The sequence below is a fragment of the Paenibacillus sp. FSL H3-0329 genome, assembly GCF_037963285.1.
Taxonomy (GTDB): Bacteria; Bacillota; Bacilli; order Paenibacillales; family Paenibacillaceae; genus Paenibacillus_AQ; species Paenibacillus_AQ odorifer.
Genome location: NZ_CP150150.1, coordinates 2,878,275 through 2,904,625 on the forward strand (window position 1 = coordinate 2,878,275; position 26,351 = coordinate 2,904,625).

General features: G+C 42.8%; 27 protein-coding genes. 18 read left to right on the plus strand and 9 right to left on the minus strand.

Annotated features, from left to right (window positions below; all coding sequences use genetic code 11):
* Positions 1–21 precede the first annotated feature (21 nt).
* Positions 22–1,539 carry a copper amine oxidase N-terminal domain-containing protein gene (locus tag NSQ66_RS12495; protein WP_339279702.1) on the plus strand — a complete coding sequence of 506 codons (1,518 nt, stop codon included), beginning with the start codon at positions 22–24 and terminating at the stop codon, positions 1,537–1,539.
* A 98-nt stretch (positions 1,540–1,637) separates the two neighbouring features.
* Here NSQ66_RS12495 and NSQ66_RS12500 read toward each other — a convergent pair whose 3' ends face one another.
* Positions 1,638–3,035 carry a metallophosphoesterase gene (locus NSQ66_RS12500; RefSeq protein ID WP_076179010.1) on the minus strand — a complete coding sequence of 466 codons (1,398 nt, stop codon included), beginning with the start codon at positions 3,033–3,035 and terminating at the stop codon, positions 1,638–1,640.
* 272 nt (positions 3,036–3,307) lie between these two features.
* Here NSQ66_RS12500 and NSQ66_RS12505 point away from each other — a divergent pair, with 272 nt between their 5' ends.
* Together NSQ66_RS12505 and NSQ66_RS12510 are read left to right on the plus strand one after the other, a co-directional pair.
* The gene (locus tag NSQ66_RS12505) at positions 3,308–3,907 is read left to right on the plus strand and encodes a nitroreductase family protein (protein WP_038570356.1); all 600 of its coding nucleotides are present in this window, start codon (positions 3,308–3,310) and stop codon (positions 3,905–3,907) included.
* Positions 3,908–3,978: 71 nt separating this feature from the next.
* A complete protein-coding gene (locus NSQ66_RS12510) occupies positions 3,979–4,173 on the plus strand; it encodes a hypothetical protein (RefSeq protein WP_036686240.1) in 195 nt (64 codons plus the stop codon).
* An 83-nt stretch (positions 4,174–4,256) separates the two neighbouring features.
* On the opposite strand, the gene NSQ66_RS12515 is transcribed toward NSQ66_RS12510, so the two are convergent.
* Together NSQ66_RS12515 and NSQ66_RS12520 are read right to left on the minus strand one after the other, a co-directional pair.
* A complete protein-coding gene (locus NSQ66_RS12515) occupies positions 4,257–5,414 on the minus strand; it encodes a peptidylprolyl isomerase (protein WP_038570359.1) in 1,158 nt (385 codons plus the stop codon).
* 185 nt (positions 5,415–5,599) lie between these two features.
* Complete coding sequence (locus NSQ66_RS12520) at positions 5,600–5,935, minus strand: hypothetical protein (RefSeq protein ID WP_036686243.1); 336 nt, start codon at positions 5,933–5,935, stop codon at positions 5,600–5,602.
* A gap of 206 nt (positions 5,936–6,141) precedes the next feature.
* Here NSQ66_RS12520 and NSQ66_RS12525 point away from each other — a divergent pair, with 206 nt between their 5' ends.
* Entirely contained in the window at positions 6,142–7,248 is a 1,107-nt protein-coding gene (locus NSQ66_RS12525; RefSeq protein WP_038570362.1) for a lactonase family protein, read from the plus strand.
* 137 nt (positions 7,249–7,385) lie between these two features.
* Here NSQ66_RS12525 and hfq read toward each other — a convergent pair whose 3' ends face one another.
* Positions 7,386–7,607, minus strand: coding sequence for an RNA chaperone Hfq (hfq, locus tag NSQ66_RS12530; protein WP_036686247.1), 222 nt, complete (start codon positions 7,605–7,607; stop codon positions 7,386–7,388).
* Positions 7,608–7,805: 198 nt separating this feature from the next.
* On the opposite strand from hfq, the gene NSQ66_RS12535 reads away from it, so the two are divergent.
* On the plus strand, positions 7,806–8,360 hold the full coding sequence (locus tag NSQ66_RS12535; protein WP_256717292.1) for a phosphatase PAP2 family protein: 555 nt from the start codon (positions 7,806–7,808) through the stop codon (positions 8,358–8,360).
* Between the two features lie 68 nt (positions 8,361–8,428).
* On the opposite strand, the gene NSQ66_RS12540 is transcribed toward NSQ66_RS12535, so the two are convergent.
* Positions 8,429–8,932 carry a hypothetical protein gene (locus tag NSQ66_RS12540; protein ID WP_076101670.1) on the minus strand — a complete coding sequence of 168 codons (504 nt, stop codon included), beginning with the start codon at positions 8,930–8,932 and terminating at the stop codon, positions 8,429–8,431.
* A 184-nt stretch (positions 8,933–9,116) separates the two neighbouring features.
* Here NSQ66_RS12540 and NSQ66_RS12545 point away from each other — a divergent pair, with 184 nt between their 5' ends.
* The 3 genes from NSQ66_RS12545 (at position 9,117) to NSQ66_RS12555 (ending at position 14,178) form a co-directional block, all read left to right on the plus strand.
* The gene (locus tag NSQ66_RS12545) at positions 9,117–10,160 is read left to right on the plus strand and encodes an aromatic acid exporter family protein (protein WP_038570371.1); all 1,044 of its coding nucleotides are present in this window, start codon (positions 9,117–9,119) and stop codon (positions 10,158–10,160) included.
* Positions 10,161–10,380: 220 nt separating this feature from the next.
* Positions 10,381–12,732 (plus strand): RNA polymerase recycling motor HelD, encoded by a 2,352-nt coding sequence (gene helD, locus NSQ66_RS12550; RefSeq protein WP_076179011.1) that lies wholly within the window; start codon positions 10,381–10,383, stop codon positions 12,730–12,732.
* A gap of 132 nt (positions 12,733–12,864) precedes the next feature.
* Complete coding sequence (locus NSQ66_RS12555) at positions 12,865–14,178, plus strand: MFS transporter (RefSeq protein WP_081393389.1); 1,314 nt, start codon at positions 12,865–12,867, stop codon at positions 14,176–14,178.
* Positions 14,179–14,234: 56 nt separating this feature from the next.
* Here NSQ66_RS12555 and fsa read toward each other — a convergent pair whose 3' ends face one another.
* The gene (gene fsa / locus NSQ66_RS12560) at positions 14,235–14,882 is read right to left on the minus strand and encodes a fructose-6-phosphate aldolase (RefSeq protein WP_036686257.1); all 648 of its coding nucleotides are present in this window, start codon (positions 14,880–14,882) and stop codon (positions 14,235–14,237) included.
* A 231-nt stretch (positions 14,883–15,113) separates the two neighbouring features.
* Between fsa and NSQ66_RS12565 the strand changes: the two genes are divergently transcribed.
* Positions 15,114–15,569, plus strand: a complete 456-nt coding sequence (locus NSQ66_RS12565; protein WP_038570375.1) for a hypothetical protein — start codon at positions 15,114–15,116, stop codon at positions 15,567–15,569.
* 154 nt (positions 15,570–15,723) lie between these two features.
* Here the strand turns inward: NSQ66_RS12565 and NSQ66_RS12570 are convergent, their stop codons facing one another.
* On the minus strand, positions 15,724–15,921 hold the full coding sequence (locus NSQ66_RS12570) for a hypothetical protein (RefSeq protein WP_036686261.1): 198 nt from the start codon (positions 15,919–15,921) through the stop codon (positions 15,724–15,726).
* 81 nt (positions 15,922–16,002) lie between these two features.
* Between NSQ66_RS12570 and rpiA the strand changes: the two genes are divergently transcribed.
* From rpiA to NSQ66_RS12595, 5 genes are all read left to right on the plus strand, one after another.
* Complete coding sequence (gene rpiA, locus NSQ66_RS12575; protein WP_143760539.1) at positions 16,003–16,683, plus strand: ribose-5-phosphate isomerase RpiA; 681 nt, start codon at positions 16,003–16,005, stop codon at positions 16,681–16,683.
* A complete protein-coding gene (locus NSQ66_RS12580) occupies positions 16,680–17,159 on the plus strand; it encodes a VanZ family protein (RefSeq protein ID WP_326058325.1) in 480 nt (159 codons plus the stop codon). Before rpiA ends, NSQ66_RS12580 begins: the two co-directional genes overlap by 4 nt.
* A gap of 3 nt (positions 17,160–17,162) precedes the next feature.
* A complete protein-coding gene (locus NSQ66_RS12585) occupies positions 17,163–17,603 on the plus strand; it encodes a GNAT family N-acetyltransferase (protein WP_326046654.1) in 441 nt (146 codons plus the stop codon).
* A 172-nt stretch (positions 17,604–17,775) separates the two neighbouring features.
* On the plus strand, positions 17,776–18,231 hold the full coding sequence (locus NSQ66_RS12590) for a MarR family transcriptional regulator (RefSeq protein ID WP_036686266.1): 456 nt from the start codon (positions 17,776–17,778) through the stop codon (positions 18,229–18,231).
* Positions 18,228–21,389, plus strand: a complete 3,162-nt coding sequence (locus NSQ66_RS12595; RefSeq protein ID WP_076213027.1) for an MMPL family transporter — start codon at positions 18,228–18,230, stop codon at positions 21,387–21,389. Before NSQ66_RS12590 ends, NSQ66_RS12595 begins: the two co-directional genes overlap by 4 nt.
* An 85-nt stretch (positions 21,390–21,474) precedes the next feature.
* Here the strand turns inward: NSQ66_RS12595 and NSQ66_RS12600 are convergent, their stop codons facing one another.
* Positions 21,475–22,146 (minus strand): tetratricopeptide repeat protein, encoded by a 672-nt coding sequence (locus NSQ66_RS12600; protein WP_076213030.1) that lies wholly within the window; start codon positions 22,144–22,146, stop codon positions 21,475–21,477.
* Between the two features lie 194 nt (positions 22,147–22,340).
* On the opposite strand from NSQ66_RS12600, the gene NSQ66_RS12605 reads away from it, so the two are divergent.
* The 4 genes from NSQ66_RS12605 to NSQ66_RS12620 all read left to right on the plus strand — a co-directional run bounded on the left by NSQ66_RS12605 (position 22,341) and on the right by NSQ66_RS12620 (position 25,924).
* Positions 22,341–23,900, plus strand: a complete 1,560-nt coding sequence (locus tag NSQ66_RS12605; RefSeq protein WP_076144050.1) for a hypothetical protein — start codon at positions 22,341–22,343, stop codon at positions 23,898–23,900.
* Between the two features lie 89 nt (positions 23,901–23,989).
* Positions 23,990–24,583: a TIGR00730 family Rossman fold protein gene (locus tag NSQ66_RS12610; protein WP_036686273.1), complete on the plus strand. Its 594-nt coding sequence runs from the start codon at positions 23,990–23,992 to the stop codon at positions 24,581–24,583.
* Between the two features lie 141 nt (positions 24,584–24,724).
* A complete protein-coding gene (locus tag NSQ66_RS12615; protein ID WP_076179015.1) occupies positions 24,725–25,618 on the plus strand; it encodes a polysaccharide deacetylase family protein in 894 nt (297 codons plus the stop codon).
* A gap of 144 nt (positions 25,619–25,762) precedes the next feature.
* Positions 25,763–25,924: a hypothetical protein gene (locus NSQ66_RS12620; protein ID WP_169744764.1), complete on the plus strand. Its 162-nt coding sequence runs from the start codon at positions 25,763–25,765 to the stop codon at positions 25,922–25,924.
* A 78-nt stretch (positions 25,925–26,002) separates the two neighbouring features.
* On the opposite strand, the gene NSQ66_RS12625 is transcribed toward NSQ66_RS12620, so the two are convergent.
* Positions 26,003–26,215: a hypothetical protein gene (locus NSQ66_RS12625; RefSeq protein WP_036686275.1), complete on the minus strand. Its 213-nt coding sequence runs from the start codon at positions 26,213–26,215 to the stop codon at positions 26,003–26,005.
* Positions 26,216–26,351: the final 136 nt, after the last annotated feature.

Here is a 26,351-nt window from a genome sequence, read left to right on the forward strand (position 1 = left end):
ATAAGATGAAGGAGACATGCTATGAGTAGAGTTAAAGCAAAAATGAAGTGGTTTTTGCCTTTTGTCGCACTGATGCTAGTTCTTGCCGGCTGTCAGTCGGTAGGGGGGTTCGATGTTAATAAGGCGTTGATTGGGGATGTTGATGTTAAATCATCAGAATCCAGTATGACTTTTTCCATGAATGCTGAGCCCATAGAGGGAATTAGCACGGAAGATAAGGAAATGGTTGATCTTATTAATTCTTTTTCCTTGAATATTAGTAAAGCTAAGTTACAAGATAATGGGAGTTTATCGGCCCAAGGAACTGTTGGTTATAAACAATTGGATATTCCATTCACCTTGTTTATGGACAAACAAACACTTGCTTTTACAGTTGAAGGAGCAAAACAACCGTTCTACTTCCCTGTACAAGGATACGATGAAATCTTAGGTGAAGTAGGCTTGGATACGGCAAAAGCTGAAGATGTCAGTAAGCTGTTGACGAAATTCGTTGTTAAGAATCTTCCTAATCCTGGCGTAATCAACATTACACCGGTTAGTGATGCTGTGTATGGCGAGCAGTTGAACATGACGAAGCTGCATGCAGAAGTGACGGGTGATGAGCTTCCTGCACTGTTAAAAGGCTTCCTGAAGTCTGTCTCCAAAGACACAGAAGCTTTTACTGAATTGGTAGGTGGTCTTTACGACTATCTGTACCCTGTGATCAAAGCTATGGATGAAGACGGTTCTGGCGATATTTTCAATCTTGGATTCGGAGATATTCCACTGGATGATAAAGAAGCTGTCGTAACTGTATTGCATGATGCTGCCAAATTGGCTGTTGATGCATTGCTGCTAGTATATGACAATCAAGTGGACAGTCTTTACAAATCAACTCCTGAGATTAAGACTGTGTTGAGTAAGGATACGAAGTTATCTGTTGATATTTTCGTTGATAGTGCTCTGCATGTGCGTAAACAGAATGTTGATCTGAAAGTGGCGCTTCCGGGTACCGAGGATTTCCCACTGAAGAGTCTCTCGCTTAAAGCTTCCAGTCAGGTTTGGAACATTGGCGGTGCTGTAACTGCTGATCCAATCAGCACTGAAGGTGCACTTGATATTTCTTCCGGGCTTACACCTGGAGAGACTTTGAGAAACTTTGCCCCAGATTCTGATGTATATCGTATATTGAAGGATGATCTGGGCATTACGAAGAGAACCATTGTTATCGAACCTGATGACGAATATTATTACCCGATTGTAGACAAGAACACTACTTATATCCCACTGCGTTATTTGGCAGAAGATTTAGATGGTACTGTAGAATGGGATACTGTCAATCGTGCAATTAACGTTACTGATGGTGTGTACGGAGATAAACTGGTGTTCAAAATCGGTTCTTCCGAAGCCTTGATTAACGGCACGGCTGTAAAGCTTGCCCAACCTGTATTTGTTGACGAGTATGGCGATGCATATGTATCCTTGCGTCTGCTTGCTGAAGCGCTTCATGCTACTGTGTCGGTAGATGAAGATGGTTGGATTACTATTGTACGGAACTAGTTGCATCTTAACGATTAATTAACACAATAAACCCAGCTTCCATCTGACGCATAAATGCGAGTGGAGGCTGGGTTTTTTATATGAAATACATAAACCAGTTATTGCTTCGTTAATACCACCTCTAAAGCTATATTACTAAGCTCTTTATCCTCTGTCATACTTAGGATGTATCCACCTAAGAAACCTTCTTGTAGGCCTTCCCAAAGCTTGTAACCTGGCATCGCTTTAATATCTTCTGAGGAGCTGCCGGCTGTCCCCGCGAAGTATCTTACATTTAGCTTGGCCATTACCTCTGCCATCGATGCCTTTTCAGACTGCGTAAAGGAACTCTCCTTTAGACCATCCATAGCTTTGTTATAAGAGTTTGTAGCAAAAATATCCTCAGCATAGGTCTTAAAGTTTAAAAGATTCTGATCTGTAATGCCATTAGCTTTAGCCCATCCTTCTACATTTAAGGGCATTGCTTCATAATTGACGGTTCTGCTCAGAGGATCGAAGGTCATCGCTCCATATTGATGTGGATAAACAGCCATTGCACTTGTTGCGATATCATAAATTGGCATTACTTCCGAAGAAGTTGCCGGGTCTACCTGGATGTCCTGCATATGGATATGGCCTGACAAGACTAAATTAAGTTCATTTTCACGAAGTAACTTTATTGTTTCCTGACTGTTGTTAAGTTTAAAGCCTGAAACAGACATAGAGGTGTGGCTTAGTAGGTTGTGGTGCATAACCGTGAGGACAGAAGCATGCTCCTTAGCAGCTAGTTTAACAGAATTATCTATCCATGATAGGGTAGAGGCGGTCAGGCGTCCGTCCGTTTGGGGGAAACCGTATTTCTGATTGTTATGATATTGGCTGCTGTCAATCATAAGGAGCCATAAATTTGGAGCTGCTTTAACGATGTAACTTAGCGATTCTTTATCACGTGATACAGCCTCTTTGTAGCCGAAATTCTCATACATCTTGGTAAAGTCTTTGTCTGTAATAGAATCCGTAACGAGCTGCTTATCCCCGCTGAAGGATCTGGCCCAAGGATTAAATAGATCATGGTTGCCTGGAATGACATAAACAGAGGTTCCCTGCGCTTCAATTCGCTTTAGTTTTTGGGTTAGCTCCTGATGGCTGCTGCGTTCTCCGTTATTTGTTAAATCTCCACTGAGGATGAGAAAATCAGGCTTCTGCTGCTCAGTATCATAAACCAGGGTTTCAAGGATTTCATCACTGTAAGGCAGCATTTTCCCATCACCGCCAGTTACATATTTCTGAAAAGCTGTACCGCCATCCTGAAGCTTCTTATCTAAGAAGTGAGTATCCGTTGCCACCCAGAAAGTGAGGGGGTGAAGATCAGTCGGATCTAGTTCTGTAAAGGTCAAATTAGACGAATTTGTGTCTTTACAGCTAGTTAGAGCCAAGCTCAGGAAAAGGAGCAGCAACAAAGAGGTAAAGACTGATTTTTTATGTCGAACAAGGGCTTTCTTGCTCAGAAAATTCATGATTATAACCTTCCTTCTATACATTTGCTGCACTATTGTAGCGCATTTTAGCTCGTAGTGTATATCGGAAAAGGAAGAGGGCAGTTTCTAGCCCGCATGAATTGATTAATGATTAATAGATCAGGTGCATAATTAAGCCCATAAATGCGACAATAAGAGTTGGCAACGAATATATCCGACAAAATAAGTTGTGAATAACTGTTGTGTTTTCAGAAAAAAGGTGCTAAGATATACAAAAGTAAGTTACTAAAATTAATGGAGGTAGTTATTTTATGTCTAACAATTTCTTTGAAGCAGTAAAAGGAAGACGTTCCATATATGCCATCAGTAAAGAAACTACGATTTCGGATGCACAAATTGTAGAAATCGTTGAACAAGCGGTGCTACATAGCCCAACTTCATTCAACTCTCAAAGCTCAAGAGCCGTTGTTCTTCTTGGTGAACAACATGATAAGCTATGGGATATCACTACAGAAACATTGCGTAAAATCGTTCCTGCCGAACAATTTGAAGGAACAGCGCAAAAATTAGCGTCTTTCAAAGCAGGTTACGGTTCCGTACTATTCTTCGAAGATCAAACGGTAGTGAAGAGCCTGCAAGAGAACTTCGCTCTATATGCTGAGAACTTCCCAATTTGGGCTAACCAATCCTCTGGTATTCTGCAATTTGTAGTATGGACAGCACTTTCTGAAGCAGGTGTAGGTGCATCCTTGCAGCATTATAATCCACTGATTGATGATGAAGTAAAAGAAGCATGGGGGATCCCGCAAGAATGGAAATTGATTGCTCAATTGCCATTTGGTAAAACCGTTACTCCTGCTGGTGAGAAACAATTCCAACCGGTTGAAGATCGTGTTAAAGTCTTTAAATAAGTGAGATAAGCGTTTGAAACCTCCTTAACCAGGCTAAGTATGTATATAGACTGGTTAAGGAGGTTTTTTGTATGCCATGGAACAAAGAGGATTATCCAGAATCATTAAAGAACTTCACAGCACCTGTTCGCAATAAGGCAATCGATATTGCGAATGCGCTCCTCGAAGATGGTTATGAGGAGGGGCGGGCGATTTCAATTGCCACAGCGCAGGCGAAAGAGTGGGGGGAGAACCACGATAAACAAATCCGTAAAAAAGGCCATTAAGGCTTAATCAAAGGCCTGAGCATAGAAATAAAAAAAGCAGGACAGCGTTTATTAACGCTTGTCCTGCTTTTTGACGGGCACAATTATTTAGTAGATTCATTTCCTGCTGCTGCGCTTGCAGTTGGCTCAGCTGTTGCAGCTGCATCTTCTTTAGCGTCAGTAAGTGTGTTCGTAATTTTTGCTTTTTCAGTTGTTTCTGACAACCAAGTGGAGGACAGAGTGGAAACCTTTTGCGAAACTAGAGTTTTACGAATTTCATCTTTCTTTTCTTCCAGTGTATAGTCTTTAGCATCTTTATGGTCGGTTACTTTAATGATGTGATAACCATAATCGGATTTCACAGCATCACTGGTTTCACCAACTTTTAGCTTAAAGGCTACATCAGAGAATTCAGCTACCATATCGCCACGTTTGAAGAAGTCTAGATCTCCGCCATTATCCTTGGAACCCGTATCAGAGGATTTTTCCTTGGCAAGAGTAGCGAAATCTGCGCCTTCTTTCAATTGTTTCAGAATTGCATCTGCTTCTTCTTTAGTCTCAACGAGAATGTGGGAAGCGCGAACTTGTTCTTCTTCACTGAAAGTAGCTTTATTTGTGTCATAGTATTCTTTGATTTCATCATCCGTTACAGTGACTTGTGGCTCAAGGATTTTACGCAGCTTTACTTGCAGCGGCATTTGCTTTTTCAAGTCGTCTACAGTCATTGAGCTTTGGGACAAAGCAGCATTAAAGGCAGCCTCTCCGCCGAATTGTGCTTTAAGATCTTCAAGTTCAGTGTTGATGTCTTCATCTGTAACAGTTACGTTGGCTTTTTTAGCCTCTTGATCAACAAGCTCAGTAGTAATCATAGATTGCAGCGTGCTTTCTCCGCCTGCTTCGATCAATTTATCATAAAGTTGTTCTTTTGTGATTTTTGTTCCGTTTACTGTTGCAACAGCTTTTTTGCTGTCGTCTTTTTGGACGACCAGAACAATGATTAGTGCTGCAGCTAATACGATAGAGGCAATCATCCAAGCTTTATTGCTTCTAGGAGCAGTCGGAGGTGTAGGTGGCGTAGCGTTGTTCGCACCGACTTTGTTCATTACTGGAATACTGTCTGCTTTTGTTGTATTCACAGGTTCCTCAGCAGCTGCTTGCGCTACTTCAACCTCTTCATTGATAATCTCGGAAGTGTTCAAATCTTCTTCCGTGGTTCCGTTGTTTTCTAAGTTCTCATTTCCATTCAGATCTTTTTTGTCCATTATTAGTAATGACTCCCTTCAATATAGGTGTTGCTTGTCTATTTACAACTTTAACAGAAATCCTAATCCTAAACCTTAAGAAAGTATAAAAAAAGGCAGGATCTTTTTAAGTTTCTATTAATAAAAAGCAAAAAGCCGGAAATGGCATCAGTAACATGCCCTTCCGGCTAATGGGAATAAGATGTCTACTTCAGTCCTTTCAGAAGATGACGAATGCTTTCTTGTTTTCGTCTTGGGACACGTACGTTTTTAGCATACAGGCCCATTTCACCGAAATAAATGCAGTCATCTGCGATAGAGCTGATCTTGTTCAGGTTGACATAACAGCCACCGTACACATGATAATAACTTGAATTGGACAACAATCGATTTAATTGCTCGGCAGTCATTCTCTTTTTTATGTTATAGTTTCTGCCGTGAAAAATGACCAAATCATGGTCCCCGACCTTAAAGAACAGAATGTCTGTCTCCACCTCGAAGTCCTCGTACACATTTCTGGCTTCCAGCAGGATGCTACTCATTCATGTTCCCCCTTTATACGGAATAAAAGACTAATGTTAGCGCTTTCATTATATCACAACAGTTAATCGTTGGAAAGACCCATTTTTGAATTGTTTCGTACATTTCTAACTTTATCGTTTGTAATTAACGTTTAAAAATTGTAGATTATATAGATGATCACATCTAATGAGTGTGAAGTAGCAATACTTTGAGGAGGAATATAGAGATGAATGAGCAGAATAAGTTATTGCTGTTTACAGGTTCTTATGCAAGTGCCGCAGAAAGCGGAGTGCAGGTGTTTGAATTCGATGGAGCTGCAGGTGGTACGCTAAAGCTGCTGGATTCGGTGCAGGGCTTAACTAATCCTACCTTTGTTAATGTAGATGCCGCAGAGAAACGTCTATACGCTATAGGAGAAAAACCGAATGGTGAGGGTGGAAAAGAAGGCGAGGTTATTTCCTTTGCTATTGATCTAAAGGATGGGAAATTGAGTGAACTGAAACGCATTCCCTCCATGCCTGCCTCTGGCAATCGTCAAACAACCACCTGCCATATCAATAGAGATTTGAATGATGAATACGTGGTTGTATGTAGTTATCATGGTGGAAGTGTTGGCTTGATCAAATTAAATGAAGATAAAGCTGCAGATCAATTAGTTGATGTGGCCGTACATTCAGGTCATGGCCAACATCCTGAACGGCAGGACCGCCCTCATCCCCATTCCGCTATTTTCAGTCCGGACGGGCAGTATGTGTTTGTATCTGATCTTGGGCTTGATTTAATTCGGGCCTATAGAATCAATAGAGAAACCAACAAACTAGAGGTACATGGTGATACGGCGTTGCATCCAGGAGCGGGACCACGCCACTTCACTTTCCATCCAGACGGAAAGTCTGCTTATGTAATTAACGAGGTGGATTCCACCATTACATCGTTTACATATGACAGTGCCGCAGGCACTCTGCACACTGTAGATACAGTGCCGACACTGCCTGATGATTTTGACGAAGAAAATACATGCGCTGAAATCGCTATTTCCAAGGATGGGAAATATCTGTACGCTTCAAACCGTGGGGCTGATAATATTGCCGTGTATGCGGTGGATAATGCTTCTGCTAAGCTTACACATCTTGAATATGTATCTACTCGTGGAGGACATCCACGTCACTTCGCATTGACACCAGATGGAGCTTATCTTATAGTAGCGAATCGTGATGCGAATAACCTGGTTGTATTTTCAATAGAAGCGGCTAGTGGCCGACTCGAATTTACTGGAAATACAGCTGAAGTATCCAAACCGGTATGTGTGAAGCCCGTAATTGTTCCTGCATAAAGTTACTCCGCTTGAAGAGTGAATAAGTGATCTTGGGAAATGCTAAAGGGAACACCGGATATAAAGTCCGGTGTTCCCTTTTTTTTGAAAATAAAAGCCTGTGATTATCTGGTTGATGAGGTGAATGAGGGAGAAGACTATTTGAGCGAAACGGGCTTAAGAGGTACAATAGTGGATACTGCAGATTTGAATAGCACATTTTGCCTGCCATCACCTTGACCTTGTAAAGTGATTGTGAAAGCATCGTACGAGGTTACGAGCCCTTGCATTTTCACACCATTCGTCGTAAAAATCGTCACAGGCACCTTTGTGGAAATGAACTGGTTCAACAATCGTTCTTGCAATTTTAAACTCTCCACTTTGGCAGCACTCCATCTTCTGTGAATTTTTTTCTCTCAATAATTATAACATGGGTTAGTCCCTCACTGGAAATGAGATCAACAGTCACCAGAATAGACATGGAGGTATTTATGCTTTATTATCAGAACTGGTCTAGAGCTTTTCGCTTTTTTTTAGGTTTTGCTGCGTGTTTCGCCGTTATAGCTGTCCTTGTAAGTATGAATAAGGTATCAACCTTTGATAACTATATTATTGATTGGGTACAATCAGCGGAATCACCGGGGTTGACCTCATTCGCCAAAGGTTTATCTCTAATTGGTTCCTCTAAGATCGCTATTGGCATATCTATCGTTACCATGGCACTGCTCTATTTTTTGCTGAAACACCGGTTTGAATTAATCTTGTTCCTATGGGTTGGATTAGGCTCGCAGCTCTTGAATACAATAATGAAGTTATGTTTTCACAGAGAACGTCCGAATTTACATCGTATTGTCGAAGAGATTGGTTATAGTTTTCCGAGCGGGCACTCAATGGCAGCCTTCTCTTTGTACGGCGTTATTGCCTTTATACTGTGGCGTCATCTGCGGCGGAGGCATGAACGGGTCTTATTAATAATGTTCGCTGTATTCATGACCGTGGGGATTGGCTGGAGTCGTATCTATTTGGGTGTTCATTATCCGAGTGACGTTATTGGGGGATATATGGCTAGTGGCGCTTGGCTGATGTTGTCCATTTGTTTATTTCAAATCTACAAGAGCTCGCGTACGAATTAGGATAGATACAAAAACGGATATCTTTCATAGCGCATGAAGATATCCGTCTTTATGTGGAAGAAGATTGGTTAAGGGGTCGTCACATGTTGTTCAGATGTTTTGCGATCCTGGAATTGTCCCATTTTGCTTATTTTTTGCTTCAGCATCGCAGGAAGTCCTGCTTTAAGCTTTTGGGCTTCGTCTTTTGTCAGACGTCCTTCGGTGATGGCTTGATCCAGCCGTTGGTTTGCCGATTCGCAGAGCTTCTGAATATATTGATCTTCCGTCCAGCCTTTTTTCTCAAGAGCAAGCTGCGGGAGCGTTTTGCCTGCTTTCAGGCTATTGATTAGCTCTGTACGATCCATTTCCAGCAGTTTAGCCGTTTCAAAAATAATGAAATGTCCACCAGCCCTAACCTTTCCGTCTTTTCCTGGATGGTGACCGTGACCTTTCTCTGAAGGGTGGGCACCAGGTGCGGTGGCTGTGGGGGTTACTTTCTCAGCAGAAGCACTTCCAATTGGCGCAAGAGCTGGAGACAGGCTGAGAAAAATAACGGTTGTGAAAGTCATTAATCTTTTGATATGGTTATTCATTCACTCACCTCGTATGTTATGTGATAGGCACTACTCGGATTAGTATTCCCTGAAAGCTGAAAGAAACATGAGTGAGAGCTTAAATGTTCTTAAAATTCATCAACTCCAGGCTGGGGTAATTAGAAGTACGAGGGTTCGCTGATGTTCATATTGTAGCGTGGGCTAATTTTTAGGAGGGATAGGTTTGGCTTTAGGAGCTCGCATATTTAAAACAGGTTTGGCCGTTACGCTAGCCCTGTATTTAGCTGTAATGCTTCAATTTCCTTCTGCCGTGGGTGCAGGGATTGCGGCGATTTTCGCTATGCAGCCCTCTATTTATCGCTCTTGGCGTTATTTTCTTGACCAGCTCACGACTAGTACAATGGGGGCCGTTCTGGCTTTACTCGGAGGGATGCTGTTATCCAATAGCCCAATAGCAGTCGGTTTGGTCTGTATTCTAGTCATTATGATCAGTATGAAAATCAACCGGGCGGATACGATAAGTCTTACGTTAGTTACTGTAATAACAGTGATGGAGGCTTCGGGTGAATGGCAATTCGCACTTAATCGCTTTTTATTAACTTTGACAGGTATTGTTTCTGCATTTCTAATCAATATTATTGTCGTTCCTCCAAAACCTCGTAAGCAATACATTAAGCAAATTGAGAATGTTTTTTCAAGCCTCTCTTTATTGCTGAGAACAGCGGTTTCTCATGAGATGAAGGAAAGTGTATTTCGTGATGAAAAAAATGCCTTACATTCATCCATAAAATCGTTGGCGGATAAGTATGCATTGTTTGAGGAGGAGCAGAAGCAGTTAAAACGGGCCAAGTATAGCCAGACTAGACAAATGGTTGTGTATAAGAACCTGTTAGCTTCTTTGCAAAAAGGTTACGATGTTCTCGAGGCTGTAGATCGGCATTATTTCCAGGCGGATCGGACCGAACATACAGATGCTCTATTTGATAATCATTTGGAACATTTAATCAAATATCATCAGCACATCTTACTTAAGTTTGAAGACAAATTAAAGCCCAATGCCAATGATTCCGAACCCTTGGGAGAAGACAATGATGATTTTCTGAATACCGCGATTTTGGGGTATAATGCAGAGAAAATAGGTCAGCTGCGTTTATATGTTGTGGCAGCGGCGATTTATGATTACGGATATCAATTGGAGCGCTTAGATAAAGTGGCCGATCAGATGAATCGTATAGCAGAGGAGAAAGAATCTGTGCACGAAGCCTAAACATAACCTTGTGAAGAGCAACATATAAGCTTTGTAACAGTAAAAAAATCCGGTTCCTTAGGGACCGGATCATCTATTTAAGAGAATACTTGAAATCTCAACTTGTAATTGCTAAAATGAAAAGATATCGAATAAACATGCATTTAAAAACATAAATATGCAAATTTATCATATCACGATTCAAATGGAATGTCAACCTTCCAAAAGGGGATGAAATGTAGTGGATAACAATGAAAGTCAGTGGAAAGAGGAACAGCAACGGGTTGACGGAGTAACCAAACTTCTGTCAGCCCATATTCGCCATTTATCAGAGGAGCTTGGACTTCATCGCAGTGATGTAGTGGATATGCGGAAAGACTTCTGGGAAGAGGTAACCGTAAACTTCAGTAGCCCGGATGATTTGGGAGAAACCTCAACAAGTCTTCGCCAACAGTCCCAAATCCTAAATGAACGGGAACGTCATCATTTGCAATCAAGCAAAGCGCTGAAAAAATATAAAAAGCTGGTTGTCTCTCCTTACTTTGGCCGAATTGATTTCACCGAGGAACCAACTGGCGGGCTGGAAAAGATTTATCTAGGAATTGGATCATTGATGGAGGATGATGGTACCTTTTTGATTTATGACTGGCGCGCGCCTATTTCCAGTCTGTATTATGACGGAGCCCCTGGTCCCGCTGCTTATGAAACACCTGGAGGATTAGTCTCCGGAACAATGAACCTTAAACGCCAGTTTGTTATTGCTGACGGTGTAATTGAAGTTATGTTTGACACTGGGGTTACGATCGGGGATGAGCTGCTGCAGCAGGTGCTAAGTCATAGCGCTGACGATCGGATGAAAAGTATTGTTGCTACAATTCAGAAAGAGCAAAATGCGATAATCCGCAACGACAAAAGCAGGATGCTAGTTGTGCAAGGAGCAGCGGGAAGCGGGAAAACGTCTGCTGCATTGCAGCGGGTAGCTTATCTTCTATATAAATACCGTGAAGTATTATCAGCAGATCAAATGCTGCTGTTCTCACCGAATCCGCTGTTTAACAGCTATGTATCTACAGTGCTCCCGGAGCTAGGCGAAGAAAATATGCAGCAAACAACGTTTCAAATGTATTTGGAACATCGTCTTGGCCATGAATTCCAGCTCGAAGATGTCTTTTGTCAGACCGAAAGTCTACTAAATGCTCCTGATGGTCCTGAGGTGGCTATACGCAGAGAAGGCATTGCCTATAAATCGTCTGTACCTTTCCTAGATGTGATTCGGCGATATGCTACGTTGCTGGAACAGGAGGGCATGCTTTTTAAACCTTTAATGTTTCAAGGGAAAGCAGTGGTCAGTAAAGAAGAAATGGAACGCCAATTCTACGCGTACGATCCTGCCATAAAGCTTGCGAATCGTGTGGATTTGATGATCCGCTGGCTGCTTAAGAAGATCGCAGATTTTACCCATGAGGAAAGAAATGCACAGTGGGTTGAAGATCAGATCGAGCTGCTGGATTCCAGCGATTATCACCGTGCGTATCAGATGTTGCGCCGGAAGAAGAAAGCTTCGCAGGATAGCTTTGACGATTTTGATACCGAAAAAGAAGTGTTATCTCGTTATGTAGTCAGCCAGCGGCTCAAACCACTGCGTGGTTGGACTAAACGGGGTCGATTTGTGGACGTTAAGGGCTTGTACAGCACGTTATTTACAGATCGCGAACTTATGGAGCGCCTCAATGGTGATTATCCTTTACCAGAGGTGTGGGATGATATCTGTGAGCAGACATTGGAATCTATTGGAGTGAACGAGCTTGCTTATGAAGACGCTACGCCATTCCTTTATCTGAAGGAGTTAAGCCAAGGCTTCCGGACCAACACACTGATCCGCCATGTGATTGTAGATGAAGTACAAGACTACTCTCCATTCCAATTAGAGTTCATGCGCCGTTTATTTCCAAGAGCAAAAATGACCGTATTAGGCGACCTGAACCAGGCCATTTATGCACAAGGTGAGGTACTGGGGGATTTGTCTAGTCTCGTAAGTATATATGGTGAAGAAAACACAGAAGTGATCTCGTTAACCCAAAGCTACCGTTCAACTTATGAGATCGTGGAGTTTACGCGGTCAATGATCCCTGGAGGAGAACGAATCGTACCGTTTAATCGGCGGGGAGAAGAACCCCAGCTAAGTGTGGTATCCAGCGAGAAGGAGCTTCTGAATGCTGTAGAACAGGATATCCGGAAGCTGCATTCTGAGGGATATCATTATGTAGCTGTCATCTGCAAAACAGCGGAGGAAAGCGCAAGGGTTCATGCTGAACTGAATCGTAGCCTGCCGGTAAGACTTGTTACAAAGGAAACGCCGAATTTTCAGAAGGGGACACTGGTTCTGCCTGCTTATTTAGCAAAAGGTGTGGAGTTTGATGCGGTCGTCATCTTTGATGGCTCGGCTGAACAATATGGCAGAGAAAGTGAACGCAAATTGTTTTATACGGCTTGCACTCGGGCTATGCACTTACTGCATATTTTTAGCCTGGGTGAACCTAGTCATTTTATTCCGTCCGCTAATGTGGCATCTTTAAGCGCCGGATCGCTGTAACCATAGATCTCTTCATTTTAAGATCGTCCTTTTCGCAGCAGCGGAGGGACGGTTTTTTTGTTTTCATGAATAAAGAAGGGCGAACAAACCACAATAAAGAATGTTGTACACAATGACAAAGGTGGTCAGTTCATGAAGGAAAGAAAATGGGATCTGCTTGCCTTAGCATCAATCCCACTAATAATGACCCTCGGTAACTCCATGCTGCTGCCTATTCTGCCGCAGATCTCCAAAGAACTAGGCATTAGTGCTTTTCAAGTCAGTATGCTGATTACCGTGTATGGATTGATGGCAATTGTAATGATCCCTATTGCAGGTTATCTGTCAGACCGTTTTGGGCGAAAGAAGGTTATTCTTCCTAGTTTAATCATTGCCGCAATTGGTGGTGCCGTCTGCGTGGTAGCTGCTTGGTTTATGAAGGGGGTTAGCGCTTATTGGGTGATCTTAGCGGGGCGTCTGTTGCAAGGAATTGGTGCAGCGGGTGCTTTTCCAATTGTAATACCCTTTGTAGGCGATTTGTTCAAGGAAGAAGAGGATGTGAGCAAAAGTCTGGGAATCATTGAGACCTCCAATACGTTTGGTAAAGTACTCAGTCCAATTCTTGGTGCCTATCTTGGGATATGGCTCTGGTTTGCTCCTTTTATTGCGATTCCCATTCTATGTCTAATTTCATTTTTGTTAGTTTTATTTCTCGTCCGAAAGCCCGAAGCGAAGGATGAACCTGAGAAACAGGAAATCCGAGCGTTTTTAGCTGGAATTGTGAGTGTTTTACGTAAAAAAGGGCGTTGGCTGTATGCTATTTTTGCCATAGGCGGCATTTGTATGTTTGTGACCTTTGGTGTCCAATTCTATTTATCAGAAATGCTGGAAACTAAATATAAAATGCACGGGGCGACGAAGGGGTTTGTGCTGGCGATACCGCTTGCCCTCTTATGTCTGTCCTCCTACGGCACAGGAAAGATCATTGGTCAGAATAAAACGCTAATGAAATGGCTGGGCTTTGGAGGAATGGTGTTACTGACTGCGGCCATGATTTGTGCGGGATTCAACAAAGGCATTTATTTTTTAGTAGGATTTATGGGTTTAGGCTGTGTTGGAATCGGGATTGTACTTCCTTGTATGGACGCTTTAATCACGGAGGGGATTGAGAAGGAGAACAGCGGCACGATAACCGCTCTTTATAGTAGTATGAGGTTTATAGGGGTAGCGTTGGGACCGCCGGTGGTATCGCTGCTGTTAAGCAGTGGGCATTGGGTATTGTTCGCGTTGATGGCTACAGTAGGGGCAATTGGTGGATTGCTGACCTTATTTGCGGTAACTCCGAGTAAGGGGGAAAAGGGAGAACCAGGCGTTAAAGATACAGAGAAGATAATTCCTCCGATCTGGCCGAAACGTGTTCGCCAAACCTCTGCAATGTCTCTGGATGGAAAAAAGGGCTATCCCTAAGCTGCGTTGCCGCAGCTTGTGGGATAGCCCTCTTGATAAAAGAATAAAAGATATTCTTATGCTTGTGGAACGGATTCCCAATCCTTCAAGAAACGTTCAATACCGTTATCTGTCAGCGGGTGCTTCCAGAGGGTTGGCAGAAGTGAGCCTGGGATTGTAGCGATGTGAGCACCAGCAATAGCTGCTTGCTCAACATGTGCAATGTTGCGGATACTTGCTGCAATGATCTCGGATTTCAAGTTGTAGTTAGTCAGGATAGTCTTCAGATCCTTGATCAGCTTCATTCCATCAACACCGATATCATCCAGACGACCTACGAAAGGAGAGATATAAGTTGCGCCTGCTTTAGCAGCCATCAACCCTTGAGCCGCGGAGAATACTAGTGTAACGTTAGTTTTGATGCCTTTTTTAGTAAGCTCATAACAAGCTTCCAAGCCATCTTCAGTCATAGGGAGTTTAATTACAACGTTTGGAGCCCATTCAGCAATTTCGTATGCTTCTTTAAGCATTTCTTCTGCTGTAAGTCCGATTACTTCTGCGCTTACAGGTCCTGGAACGATTGCAACGATTTCTTTGATAACATCCTTGAACAATCTTCCTTCTTTAGCGATCAGCGAAGGGTTAGTCGTTACGCCATCCACTAGTCCCAGGCGAGTAATACGTTTGATTTCTTCAATGTTTCCGGTATCCAAGAAAAACTTCATTTTAAATTTCCTCCCTTGATTTCCATATGGATTGACAAGCAACATTCATATTTACATTATGAGACATGCAAATCAAAGTTTCAACTGTTATTTTGAATATTTCAAAATAACTTTATAGAACCAGTATTACCTGTATGCGCTGAATTTCAGATAATATAAGATTGGCTTAGGCCTCCCTCCATGATAATATATAACCGGAATTGTTATTTTGGAGTGGGGGGTGGGGATGGGATGATGTATGCGATATTGCTTATTTTACTTGTGCTTGTGCTGGCAGCAGCGGGATTCCTTGCCTACCAGAACAGCAAGTTGGTGTCTAATCAGAAGAAACTCGGTACTGCATCAAGTGATCCTTCCCTTATGTATTCTATCTTTGACCAATCTAGTGCAGCTGGTGTTGAAGAACCTGAGGCCATTCCGTTATTTCAATACACTGTATTTGCGCGGTCGAATGGAGCGGTTGTTGGGAACAAGCCTGTAGCTATGATTATTCTGTGCAGAGTTGCTGCGGGTAAAGGTGATTACTTACTGGCCGATGTTGAGCGTAATATGCTTGACAAGATTAGTAGGCCAATGCCTTTGAATGCGTATTCTGAGCATAAAGCCTACTTACACAGGACGGCTAATCACACAGAAAAAGAGATGGTTCTCAATCTAGAGGATGCAGTGAATTTACAATATACATAGAGTAGGTTGAAAGATATTGATTTTTTGCTCTGCGCAAAGCATAATACAAATTTGGATATAAAAAAGAATCAAACAGCCGGAAGCAATCGCGTTTTATGTTAAACACAGCTACCGCGGCACATTGATTGGTAAAATAATGGATGCCAGTCAGCACTTAGGCATGATATCTCCCTACGGGTGCATTAAGCACCCATTCCAGCATCATGATCATATCTTCTACTCTAGTGAGCTGAGTTTGTAGGTTATCTTGCTGTGGACTGTCTTCTGTTAATGAAGCTAATCTTGATTCCAGAGATCTGCGCTGCAGTGTCAATTCGTTGATTTTAGATTGAATTTGGTTTTCGGTTCTCATCCGGAATCCTCCTGAACAATAGGTGATTTCAACATCATCATAGATCATTATAACGGATAACATGGGGGTAATAAAATGAGTATCAATGTTAAACAATTAGCCGCGGAAAAAGCAGTGGAATTTGTAAAAGATGGCATGAAGATCGGCCTTGGCACTGGATCTACTGCCTATTGGGCGATCAACAAGCTTGGTGAGCGCGTCAGTGAAGGTCTAAAGATTACCGCTGTAGCAACCTCCCGTGCTTCCGAAGAACAGGCGCGTGAACTTGGGATTCCAATCGTAGCTTTTGGAGATATTGATAGTCTGGACCTGACCATTGACGGAGCGGACGAGCTGGATAGTAGTCTACAGCTTATTAAAGGCGGCGGCGGCGCGCTGCTTCGGGAGAAGATTGTTGCGAGTAACAGTACTCGTATGATCGTTATCGCCGATGAGAGTAAAGTGGTAAATACACTCGGCAAATTCCCGCTGCCTGTAGAAATTGTTCCTTTTGCATGGGAATGGACTGTGGCTGAACTTGCCAAGCTGGGTTGCAATCCTGAATTGCGTCGTAGTGGAGAAGAGCTGTACAAGACAGATAACGGCAATTACATCGCAGACTGCCGGTTCGAAGCGATTGAGTCCGCACCGAAGCTGGCACTGGCCATCCAAAGTATTCCGGGAGTTGTAGAACACGGCCTATTTATCGAAATTGCAGCTATGGCTATTGTGGGTAAAAAAGATGGAAGCATTGAAATTATAGAAGTTAAACCGGGCAATTGATCGTTCGTAGATCTAGAGAATCTAGCAGTTTACGGAAGCTGAGAGCATTGACACGGATAGGGCTGACTCTGTATAGTGCTACTGTTATCTATTGGATGTTCATCGGTTTTGGGCGTGAGATTCATACAGGTGGCCCGCTTCAGTACAATTTGATCCCATTACGTACGGTGTCACTTTATTTCGACATGAATAACGGGTTATCGCTGATCAGCCGGTTTGTGAATCTGCTTGGAAATGTTGTTGTGTTTATTCCATTTGGTATACTAATTCCACTTGCAAAGACACGGCCAATTTCTTGGATAAGAATCTCTTTATATGCTGTTCCTTGCATCCTGCTTTTGGAGTCTCTGCAAATGCTGCTGCATGTGGGAAGCTTTGATATTGATGATTTATTGTTAAACATGTTAGGGATATGGACAGGTTACTACGGTATGTTTCGAATCGGGTACAGAAGCAACAGAGAAGGAGGAATGTGAACAATGTTGGTAGATCTTAAATCCCTTATTGGTTCGCCTGCGGTGAACGAGCTGTTGACGTATGCGGTCATTGATGACCCCAACGCTTTGGAGCAGACTTCGTCTGAGTACAACGAACAAGCCGGGCTGAAGTTATATGGCTGGGAAGAAGAAGAACTCCTGCTTGGTCTTGTAGGCTTCGAAGAAACCGAAGACGGTTCTTTGGACATTCGGCATATTGCCGTCTTGCCAGAGAATAGAGGGAAAGGTTATGCACGGGGGATGATTCTGGAGCTGCTCGCTACTCGTCAGCCGCGTTATCTGGTAGCTGAGACTGAGGATGAAATCGCCGCAGATTTTTATCGCAGTCTAGGGTTCATGGTGTACAGCTTAGGAGAGAATGAAGCCGGAATTGAAATGTTAAGATGTGTATACGAAGTTGAAGAGACCGAGGATGAGGACTAAAAAGTCTTTGGAGGTCATAAAATGGCAGGTCGAGAGAAATCTCGGCCTGTTTTTTTGTGCATTTCGCCTTTAAATGCCCGAAAAAAAGCCAATTGACTTTTATAAAGGCAGGTATTATAGTTTGACAATGAAACTGTTCGACAGTTGAACTATATTTTGGAGGTAGGAAGCTTTGGATAACGAAGTGCAACATTGGATCAATCGCTACATGGATGCTTATTTGATTGTGACCAGACAAGTAGCAGCAAGAATTAAAGATAGTATTGCTGCGGAGACAACAAATGATCAGTATCAAATTCTTCGGTTGATTAATGCTCAGGAACAATGTACGTCTACATATCTTGCTGAATCTTTTTGCGTGGGTAAAAGCTCCATTACAGCAATCATCAACAGATTGGTGCATGCGGGTATTATCGAGCGAACTCGTGACGAGAATGATCGCCGCCAGGTGTATTTATCGATGTCTGAGCACGGGAAAAGAGTTTTTGAAGCAGCGGAGACGCAGGTACATGAAGTGATTTCCCCGTATTTGTTTCATTTTGAAGAGAAGGATATTGAAATGTTCGTCATGATGTTCGAGAAGCTGGCGAATTTAATTCAGAATGATGATGGAGGGAAGAATCCATGAAGACGATTCTAAAAGCAAGATGGGCGGTTATCGCAATCTGGCTCGCTGTGGCCGTAGTTTTGGTCATGACGGCCCCTTCGTTCTCTGATCTTGTACGTGAGAAGGGGCAGGTTACTGTACCTGATGGCTATTCCTCTTCTAGAGCGGCAGAGATCTTAAAGGAAGCGGCGAATGACAAGGGCGGAGAGACACTGCATCAGGTAGCTCTTGTATTCAATAATCCTGAGGGAATCGGAGCCGATGAAACAGCCAGTATCCAGCAGGGTGTTGAGAAGTTGGCTGCGAATAAGGAGACGCTGCAGATTGGTTCCATCACCGATCCTTTTTCACAAAGTGAACTTAAGGATACGTTGATTGCCAAGGATGGCAAGACGATAATGGTGGCGTTGTCTATAAAGGGCGGAGGAGAGTCTGTCACCGCACTTCCTGATAAAGTGGATGAATTACTCTCAGATGTTAAGGCGGATCATTATTTAACCAGTGAGGGTTTGATTACTGAGGATATGATTGCTAGCTCGGAAGCCGGGCTTAAGAAATCGGAATATATTACGGTAGTATTTATTTTACTTATCCTGTTCGTGGTGTTCCGTTCGTTCGTGGCACCGTTTGTTCCGCTACTGACCGTAGGACTCAGCTATATTGTTTCTCAGTCTGTTGTGGCTTTTTTGGTAGACCGTTATGATTTTCCATTATCTACGTTTACTCAAATCTTTATGGTTGCGGTCATGTTCGGGATTGGTACGGATTATTGTATCCTATTGATCAGTCGTTTTAAAGAAGAAATGATGACAGCAGAAGATACCAAAAGTGCTATTATTGCAACCTATCGTAAGGCTGGTGGGACGGTGTTCTATTCCGGACTTGCGGTATTCGTAGGTTTTGTAGCGATTGGATTATCCAAATTCATTCTGTATCGCTCGGCGGTAGCCGTTGCCGTGGGGATTGCGGTTATGCTGCTGGCGCTTGTAACCATTGTTCCATTCTTTATGGCGGTACTTGGCAAAAAGCTCTTCTGGCCTTCACGCGGCAAGCTGGAGCACAGTGAGAGCCGTATTTGGGGAGCAGCAGGTTCTTTTTCCTTAAAAAGACCATGGGCCGCGCTGCTAATTGTTGCAGTAATCGTAGCTCCGTTCCTTGTTACCTATAGCGGAAAGCTGTCCTTCAACAGCTTGGAGGAAATTGGCTCAGAATATGCCTCGGTAAAAGGATTTAACATCATTTCGGATAGTTTCGGGCCGGGTGAATCCATGCCTGGCAAGATCGTAATCAAAAATGATGACCGGATGGATACTTCAGAATATCTTGGACTTGCAGAAAAAATCAGCCGCGAGCTGGAAAAAGTGGACAGCGTAAAATCGGTGCGCAGCATGTCTCGTCCAACGGGAGAGCTGATCAGTGATTTTTTAATCCCGAATCAGGTGGGGACTTTATCTGACGGTCTGGATCAGACCAGTGAGGGACTGACCAAGATTCAAACGGGATTGTCTGAAGCAAGTAAACAGCTGAGTGAAAATGCACCTAAGCTTACAGAGGCTGCTCAAGGCAGCGCTAAGCTGACGGAAGGCACAGCAGAGCTGAAAGATGGTATCGTCGCGTTAGGTGATGGGCTGGCACGTATTGAGAACGGAATAAAAACCGGCTCAGCAGGTGCAGGAGAGATCAAAGCAGGACTTCAACAGGCAGCTGCTAGTGCTAAGCAGCTTGCGGATGCCAATACGAAGCTGCTGGAGGGCTATAAAAAAATCGGCAGCGGTTTAACTGCGTTAGATCAAGGGCTTGGGCAGCTTCCGCAGCAGCTGCAAGGTGTGGCAGAAGCATTGAAGGGACTGGATGGTTCTTTTACGGGTCTTGAGAGCAGTTATCCGGAAATTCTGCAGGATGTTAATTACCTGACGATTAAAGGCACCGTAACGCAGAGTGGTACTGGGGCAGCGCAGCTGGCGGCGGGTCTCGGGCAGATCTCAGAGCAGCTTAAAGGAGCAGCAGCAGGCTTAAACGAGGCGAATGCTGGTTATGCCAAAGCTTCGGCAGGGCAAAGCGCACTCGCACAAGGTTTAGCTAAGCTCGTTGCGGGCATCGGTCAGCTGCAATCTGGGCTGGAGCAGGCCGCAACAGGCCAAGGACAGATCGTAGATAAAATTCCATCCATTACTAGTGGCCTAGATCAATTGCAAGGTGGACAGCAGCAGCTTGCGGATGGTTTTGGTCAATTAACAGGGCAGATAGGAGCCTTAACTACTGGATTAAGCGACAGTGCAAACGGCTTGAAACAAATTACCAGTGGGCTGGGTTCCGCACAAGATTATTTGAATCAGATTCAAGCGGCTAAGGATGATGAGCTGAGTGGATTCTTTGTACCGGCTGAGGCTCTTGAAGCTGAAGGCATAGAGCAGGTATTCGATACCTACTTGTCTGATGACCGTAAGGTGATGACGCTGGATGTGGTATTCACTGAGAATCCATATAGTTCAGAAGCTATCGACAGTGTTGATGATATTCAAGCAGCAGTAGATCGTGCAGTGAAAGGAACGAAGCTGGAAAATGCGGAGTCTGCAATCAGCGGGGTTACAAGCAGTCAGAACGATTTGCGTAATATTTCCAACGAAGACTACACACGTACAGTAATCTTAATGCTGGGTGGGATCTTCATCATCTTGGTGTTGCTGCTTCGTTCAATCGTAATGCCGATTTACCTTATTATTTCTCTTTTGATTACTTATTTTTCGGCATTGGGTGTTACAGAGGCTATATTCGTTCACCTTCTGCACTTTGAAGGGATTACCTGGACAACGCCATTCTTCAGCTTTGTTATGCTGATTGCACTTGGTGTAGATTATAGTATTTTCTTAATGGCCCGCTTTAACGAATATAAAACATGGGATGTTCGAGAAGCGATCCTGCATGCCATGCGCAATATGGGAACAGTCATTCTTTCAGCGGTAGTTATTTTGGGCGGCACCTTCGCATCGATGTATCCTTCAGGCGTATTGTCGATGATGCAGATTGCAACAGTGGTGCTCGTAGGGTTGGCCTTGTATGCGCTAATCTTCTTGCCATTTTTTGTCCCTGTTATGGTACGGATCTTCGGCCGTGGGAACTGGTGGCCATTTGCGGTCAAACAAAGTGGAGAACCCACTAAACAAGATGTAAACATGTAATCACTCTACACAGCAAAAAACCTCTAGTGTTCGCCTAAATAAATAGGCGGCTAGAGGTTTTTTGGTTGAAATATAAGTGCAAAGGTTATTTCATCTTGGCAAAAAAACTGCGTAACACCCAGCCGCGTTCTTGCCGTTTTTTATATTTGGGTAGCGAACGGTAGATGGCGGTGGATTCGTCGAAAGCACGTTTAGCATCCTCGGTTCTGCCCAGTGCTTTGTACATGGAGCCGGCTAAATAATAGGCTTCACTAGAGGAAGACTGAATCTCTTGAAATTGAGTAACGTAATGCAACGCTTTATCGTGATCTGTATGGCGAAAGGTTTCCGCTAACCGAAGATATGGCTGACCATATTGGGCCTTTCGGTTGATTTCTAGACCACGAAGCATCTGATCTTCGCCTTCTTCCAAAGCGCCCAGCTTAAGATTCACATGACCCAGCTCTACCCAATATTCGGCAGACTGTTCGTAACGGTCTTCGATCTGTAGCAGAATATCTTTGGCTTCCTTATACTTTTTACGTTCTGACAGATTCCGGGCTAAATCAAATTTAGCAGAAACATCATTTGGATTCAAAGATACCGTTGTGCGCAGCTTGGAGATTTGCCGCACTCGTTTGAAGGGCTTTGTAATACTAGGGAAGATCCCTACGTATCTCCGATCTAAGAAATACAAGATAACAAGCAGGATGAATAAAGCCAGAAAAGGGTTGCCCACTAATCTGAAAAGCATCATAATACCTATAAATTTAAGCATGATTTCCCTCCATGATCATTTGGTTCCGGTATTGCGGTTGAATAAGAGCAGATCTAAGGCAGCGTAATTATATCATAATTCAAACCAATCTGAATCCCGGGATTTAAGATAAAGTACAACTTTTGTCAGCTTTATAGCGTCTTAGTGTAATAGAAATAATAATTACAATAATATCATAAGAAGGGAAAATCAAGATGCACTTATTTGCAAGGAAGCTAAGGCTGCTTAGTTTGTTGGTTTGTTCAACTCTGGTGACTGCATTGTCTGTCCCTCAAGTTATAAGTGCAGCTCCATCACCTGCGAAGTTGAGTGGGATTAAGGAGATTGTTGCTTCGCCAGGTTTCTGGGGTGGAAGCTCCTTCGCAGTGAGAACTGATGGAACTGTTTGGTCATGGGGGAGTAATGTTTTTGGTCAATTTGCTAATGGTGCCGCCGGGCCTGAGGGTTGGACGATTACTCCCCATAAAATAGCTGGGCTTGAACATACGAAACAGCTGGCGATCGGCGAAGCGTACTATGTAGCGCTGAACGAAGACGGCACGGTTAAGGCTTGGGGAGATTATCGGGATAAGAGTGTTGCAGAAGCTGGCAATGGGGCAAGTGCTAAACAACACAAGGTTCTGCTTCCTCAAGGGATCTCTGGAATGACAGATGTGGTTAGTATAACGTCAGGATTGCATAGTGCATTAGCTTTGAGAAACGATGGAAGCCTTCTCCAGTGGAATCCTCCAGAAGCTTCAGATGTGGGCTATACAGAGCTGCCTGCTGCCACTAAGGTACAGGGTTTAAGCGAAGTGAAGTGGATCGGAAGCAGTATTTATCATGCCGCCATTCGAACTAACGGTACCCTGTGGATTTGGAGTGCTATCCCGCAAACAGAGAACACGAACGTGATGAAGAAACCGACCCCAGTTAAGGATTTATACCATGTGAAGTCTGTTTCCATGAGCGATCGCAGTATACTGGCTTTAACCGAGAGCGGGAGCGTCTGGGGAACAATTGACAGCAATAATTATAACGAAGTCACGATGAGCAAGATGCCAGGTCTTACGGATATTGTATCTGTCCAGACGAAAAACGGGTTCAACCTTGTTGCCAATAAAAAAGGAGAATACTGGGTATGGAAAGCTGGTACCTCACTACAAGGTCTGCAAAAGATTACAGCCGTAAAATCGATCTCGAAACTTACGCTGGATTTAGGCAACTTTGTAGCTGTTAAAAAAGATGGCACCGTGTGGACTTGGAGTACCCAACCTACAACCGACAACCGTTTGGTTTTTACGCAGCCTAAGTTAATAAAAGGACTAAGTGATCCTGTTTCTTTTGCCAAGGGTGAGAATAGTAAGTATGCAGTCCTGAAGGATGGTACAGCTGTGGCTTGGGGAACGAATATGTTTGGTCAACTCGGAATTAGTGCTGTTGATTCACGTCCTTTTGCTATATCTCCTATTTTAAAGCCTGTTACTGTAATTGTAGATGGTCAAAAAATTGACTCCGTACAGTCCGCTATTTTTAAGGATGGTAGTGTAAAAGTACCGATTAGGGATGTAACAGAAAGTCTGGGATATACCCTCTCTTTGGAGGGGGAACTGACGTTGACGAAAGCTGGAAAGAAAATTTCATTACCGTCAGCAGAATCCATTAAAGTAAGCTATACTTCGCTAGTTCCAGCAGCAGCTTTGGCTAAAGCTCTAGGTCTTTCTGCGGATTGGAATAGTACGCTGTACCAATTAACATTACAGACAAAAAGATGATTTTCATTTAACACTTATATTAATATTCTGAGGTACAATAAGTGAATTAATCTCAATTGCACCATAATAACCAGTCTGGAGTGATAGGAATGGCTTTTACAATATGTGTGTTTGCCGGATCGAATCCAGGTCTTAACTCTGAATATACGGAAATGGCTAGGGAATTAGGTTATCATATAGCGGCACAAGGCTGTAGGTTGGTCTATGGAGGTTCGCGGAATGGCCTTATGGGACAGGTTGCGGACGGGGTACTTGCGAATGGCGGCGAAGCTGTAGGAATTATGCCAGTGGATCTTTTTCAAGATGAAATCAGACACTCCGGATTGACGAATTTGATTGAGGTCTCCAGTATGCATGAACGTAAGGCGGTAATGAGCGGTATGGCGGATGCTTTTATTGCTTTGCCGGGAGGTCTTGGAACCTTTGATGAGCTGTTTGAAATTCTGTGCTGGATGCAGATTGGTATTCATCAGAAGCCTATAGGGCTGCTGAATGTTCGAGGTTATTTTAATCCACTGCAAGCCTTGATTTCACATAGTGTGGCTGAAGGTTTTGCACCAAAAACTGCACTCCAAATGCTGCATACGAACTCAGATCCCGAATATTTGCTTGAACTGATGCGCGGTCGGATTGATCATAGTAATGAAACGAAGGGGAAAGCAAGGTTCCCGTCTCAGCGCTAGATTCAAGGTTTCCACTGCTCTAAGGTGCGAATAATTGGTTTAACACACTATTCACAATAAGGACGCAAACACTTCACGGTGTCTACGTCCTTATTTTTTATTTTCTTTTTGTTAAATCATTCAGTAATAGGGGGAAGGTTTATGATTCGAAAATTAGGCTTTGCGGCTGACGACCGTCTGTTAATAATTAATGCCGACGATTTCGGAATAACTAAAGGAACTAATGAAGCTATTGTTAACTTATTTGAAGGAAAAGCTATAACATCTACATCTATTATGATGCCTTGCACAGAATCAAGTGACGCTATGAAGATAATTAATTGGAAAGGAATAAAGAATATTGGAATTCATCTAACGCTAACGAGCGGCGAGAAATATCCGTATCAACCAGTATTCAAAGAAAAAATCTTGAGTAGCTTAATTACTGATGAAGGGTATTTTCATCAAGATGCCACTCTTCTGGAAAGAAACGCTGCTGATGACGAGATTAGAATAGAGTTAGAATCGCAAATCCAAAGTGCAATCGTACAAGACATTGATCCAACTCATCTGGATAGTCATGGGGGGAGTATTATGGGGTTATACACTGGGCGAGATTTTTTAGAAATAATATTTGATTTGTGTGAAAAGTACCGCTTACCCTTTAATTTACCTATTAGGATATTAGAACAACCCTTTTTTAATAATGATCAGTTGAGATTGTTTCAAAAAAGAATTTTTTCAGCAAAAGAAAGGGGGATTTTCTTAATCGATGATATAATTTCTCTTCCTTACTGTTTTTACCCTGCTGCGGAATATAGCAAAATGAAAATGAGATTAACTGAATTGTTAAAGAATTTAAAACCTGGAATAACACAGTTAACTATACATCCATCTAAAATAACAGATCAATTAATAGCAATGACGAAATGTTATACAGAAAGAGAATTGGAATATCGTCTTCTAAATGATATTGAAATTAAGCAATTGATTATCAATGAGGAGATTAAACTTATTTCGTGGAAAGACATACGTGATTTACAAAGATGTATTTAGCATATTGTAAAGAGTGCACTTTTTCATTTTTTAATATGAATCTGATAAAACTGTTTAAATTTTGGCGAAGCTGGGTAAATAAGCCGTAAGTAATTAAGCAGAAATGCAAAATTCAGGAACATCACGGAAGGAGGTTGAAATCCAATGAATGTGATCGTACATAATCTTATGGCTTACAATCATCAGTTTTTTAGACCTCAACCCGTGGTCAATCCCAAGCAAGGGAAAGCAGACAAGAAGAGAATGAGTTTCCAGGAAGTTCTGAATGAGAAAATGAAAGTGTACAGCACCTACAACAAAAATTAAGTATGAAAGCTATAACCTATGTTTGTTAAAGAAAGCCGGAACGCGATGATCTTAGAGATCATTGCATTCCGGCTTTCTTTAGGGTCTGACCTCAAAAAATTCGCAGCTCTTGCGAGAGTAGTAAGTCAGATCACTAACTCTAGATTGAATAACAACATCAAAATCAGTGAAGCGGACAACGGTAGCTCCTGAATTTACTAAATGATCGTCCTGAAATACACGAACAGGTAATTTGCGGTCAACGGCTTCTTGGAAATCGCTGTCGGTTAGCAGCGGGCGATTAATTGGCATGGGGAATAACTCCTTTGATCATGTAATGAAGTAAGAAATAAAAATAGTATACCTGCGGAAGCACAAGAAATCCAATTTAAGATGAAGTACATGTATCCTGTGAGGAACATAATTGGACAAAATTCTATACTCCCTC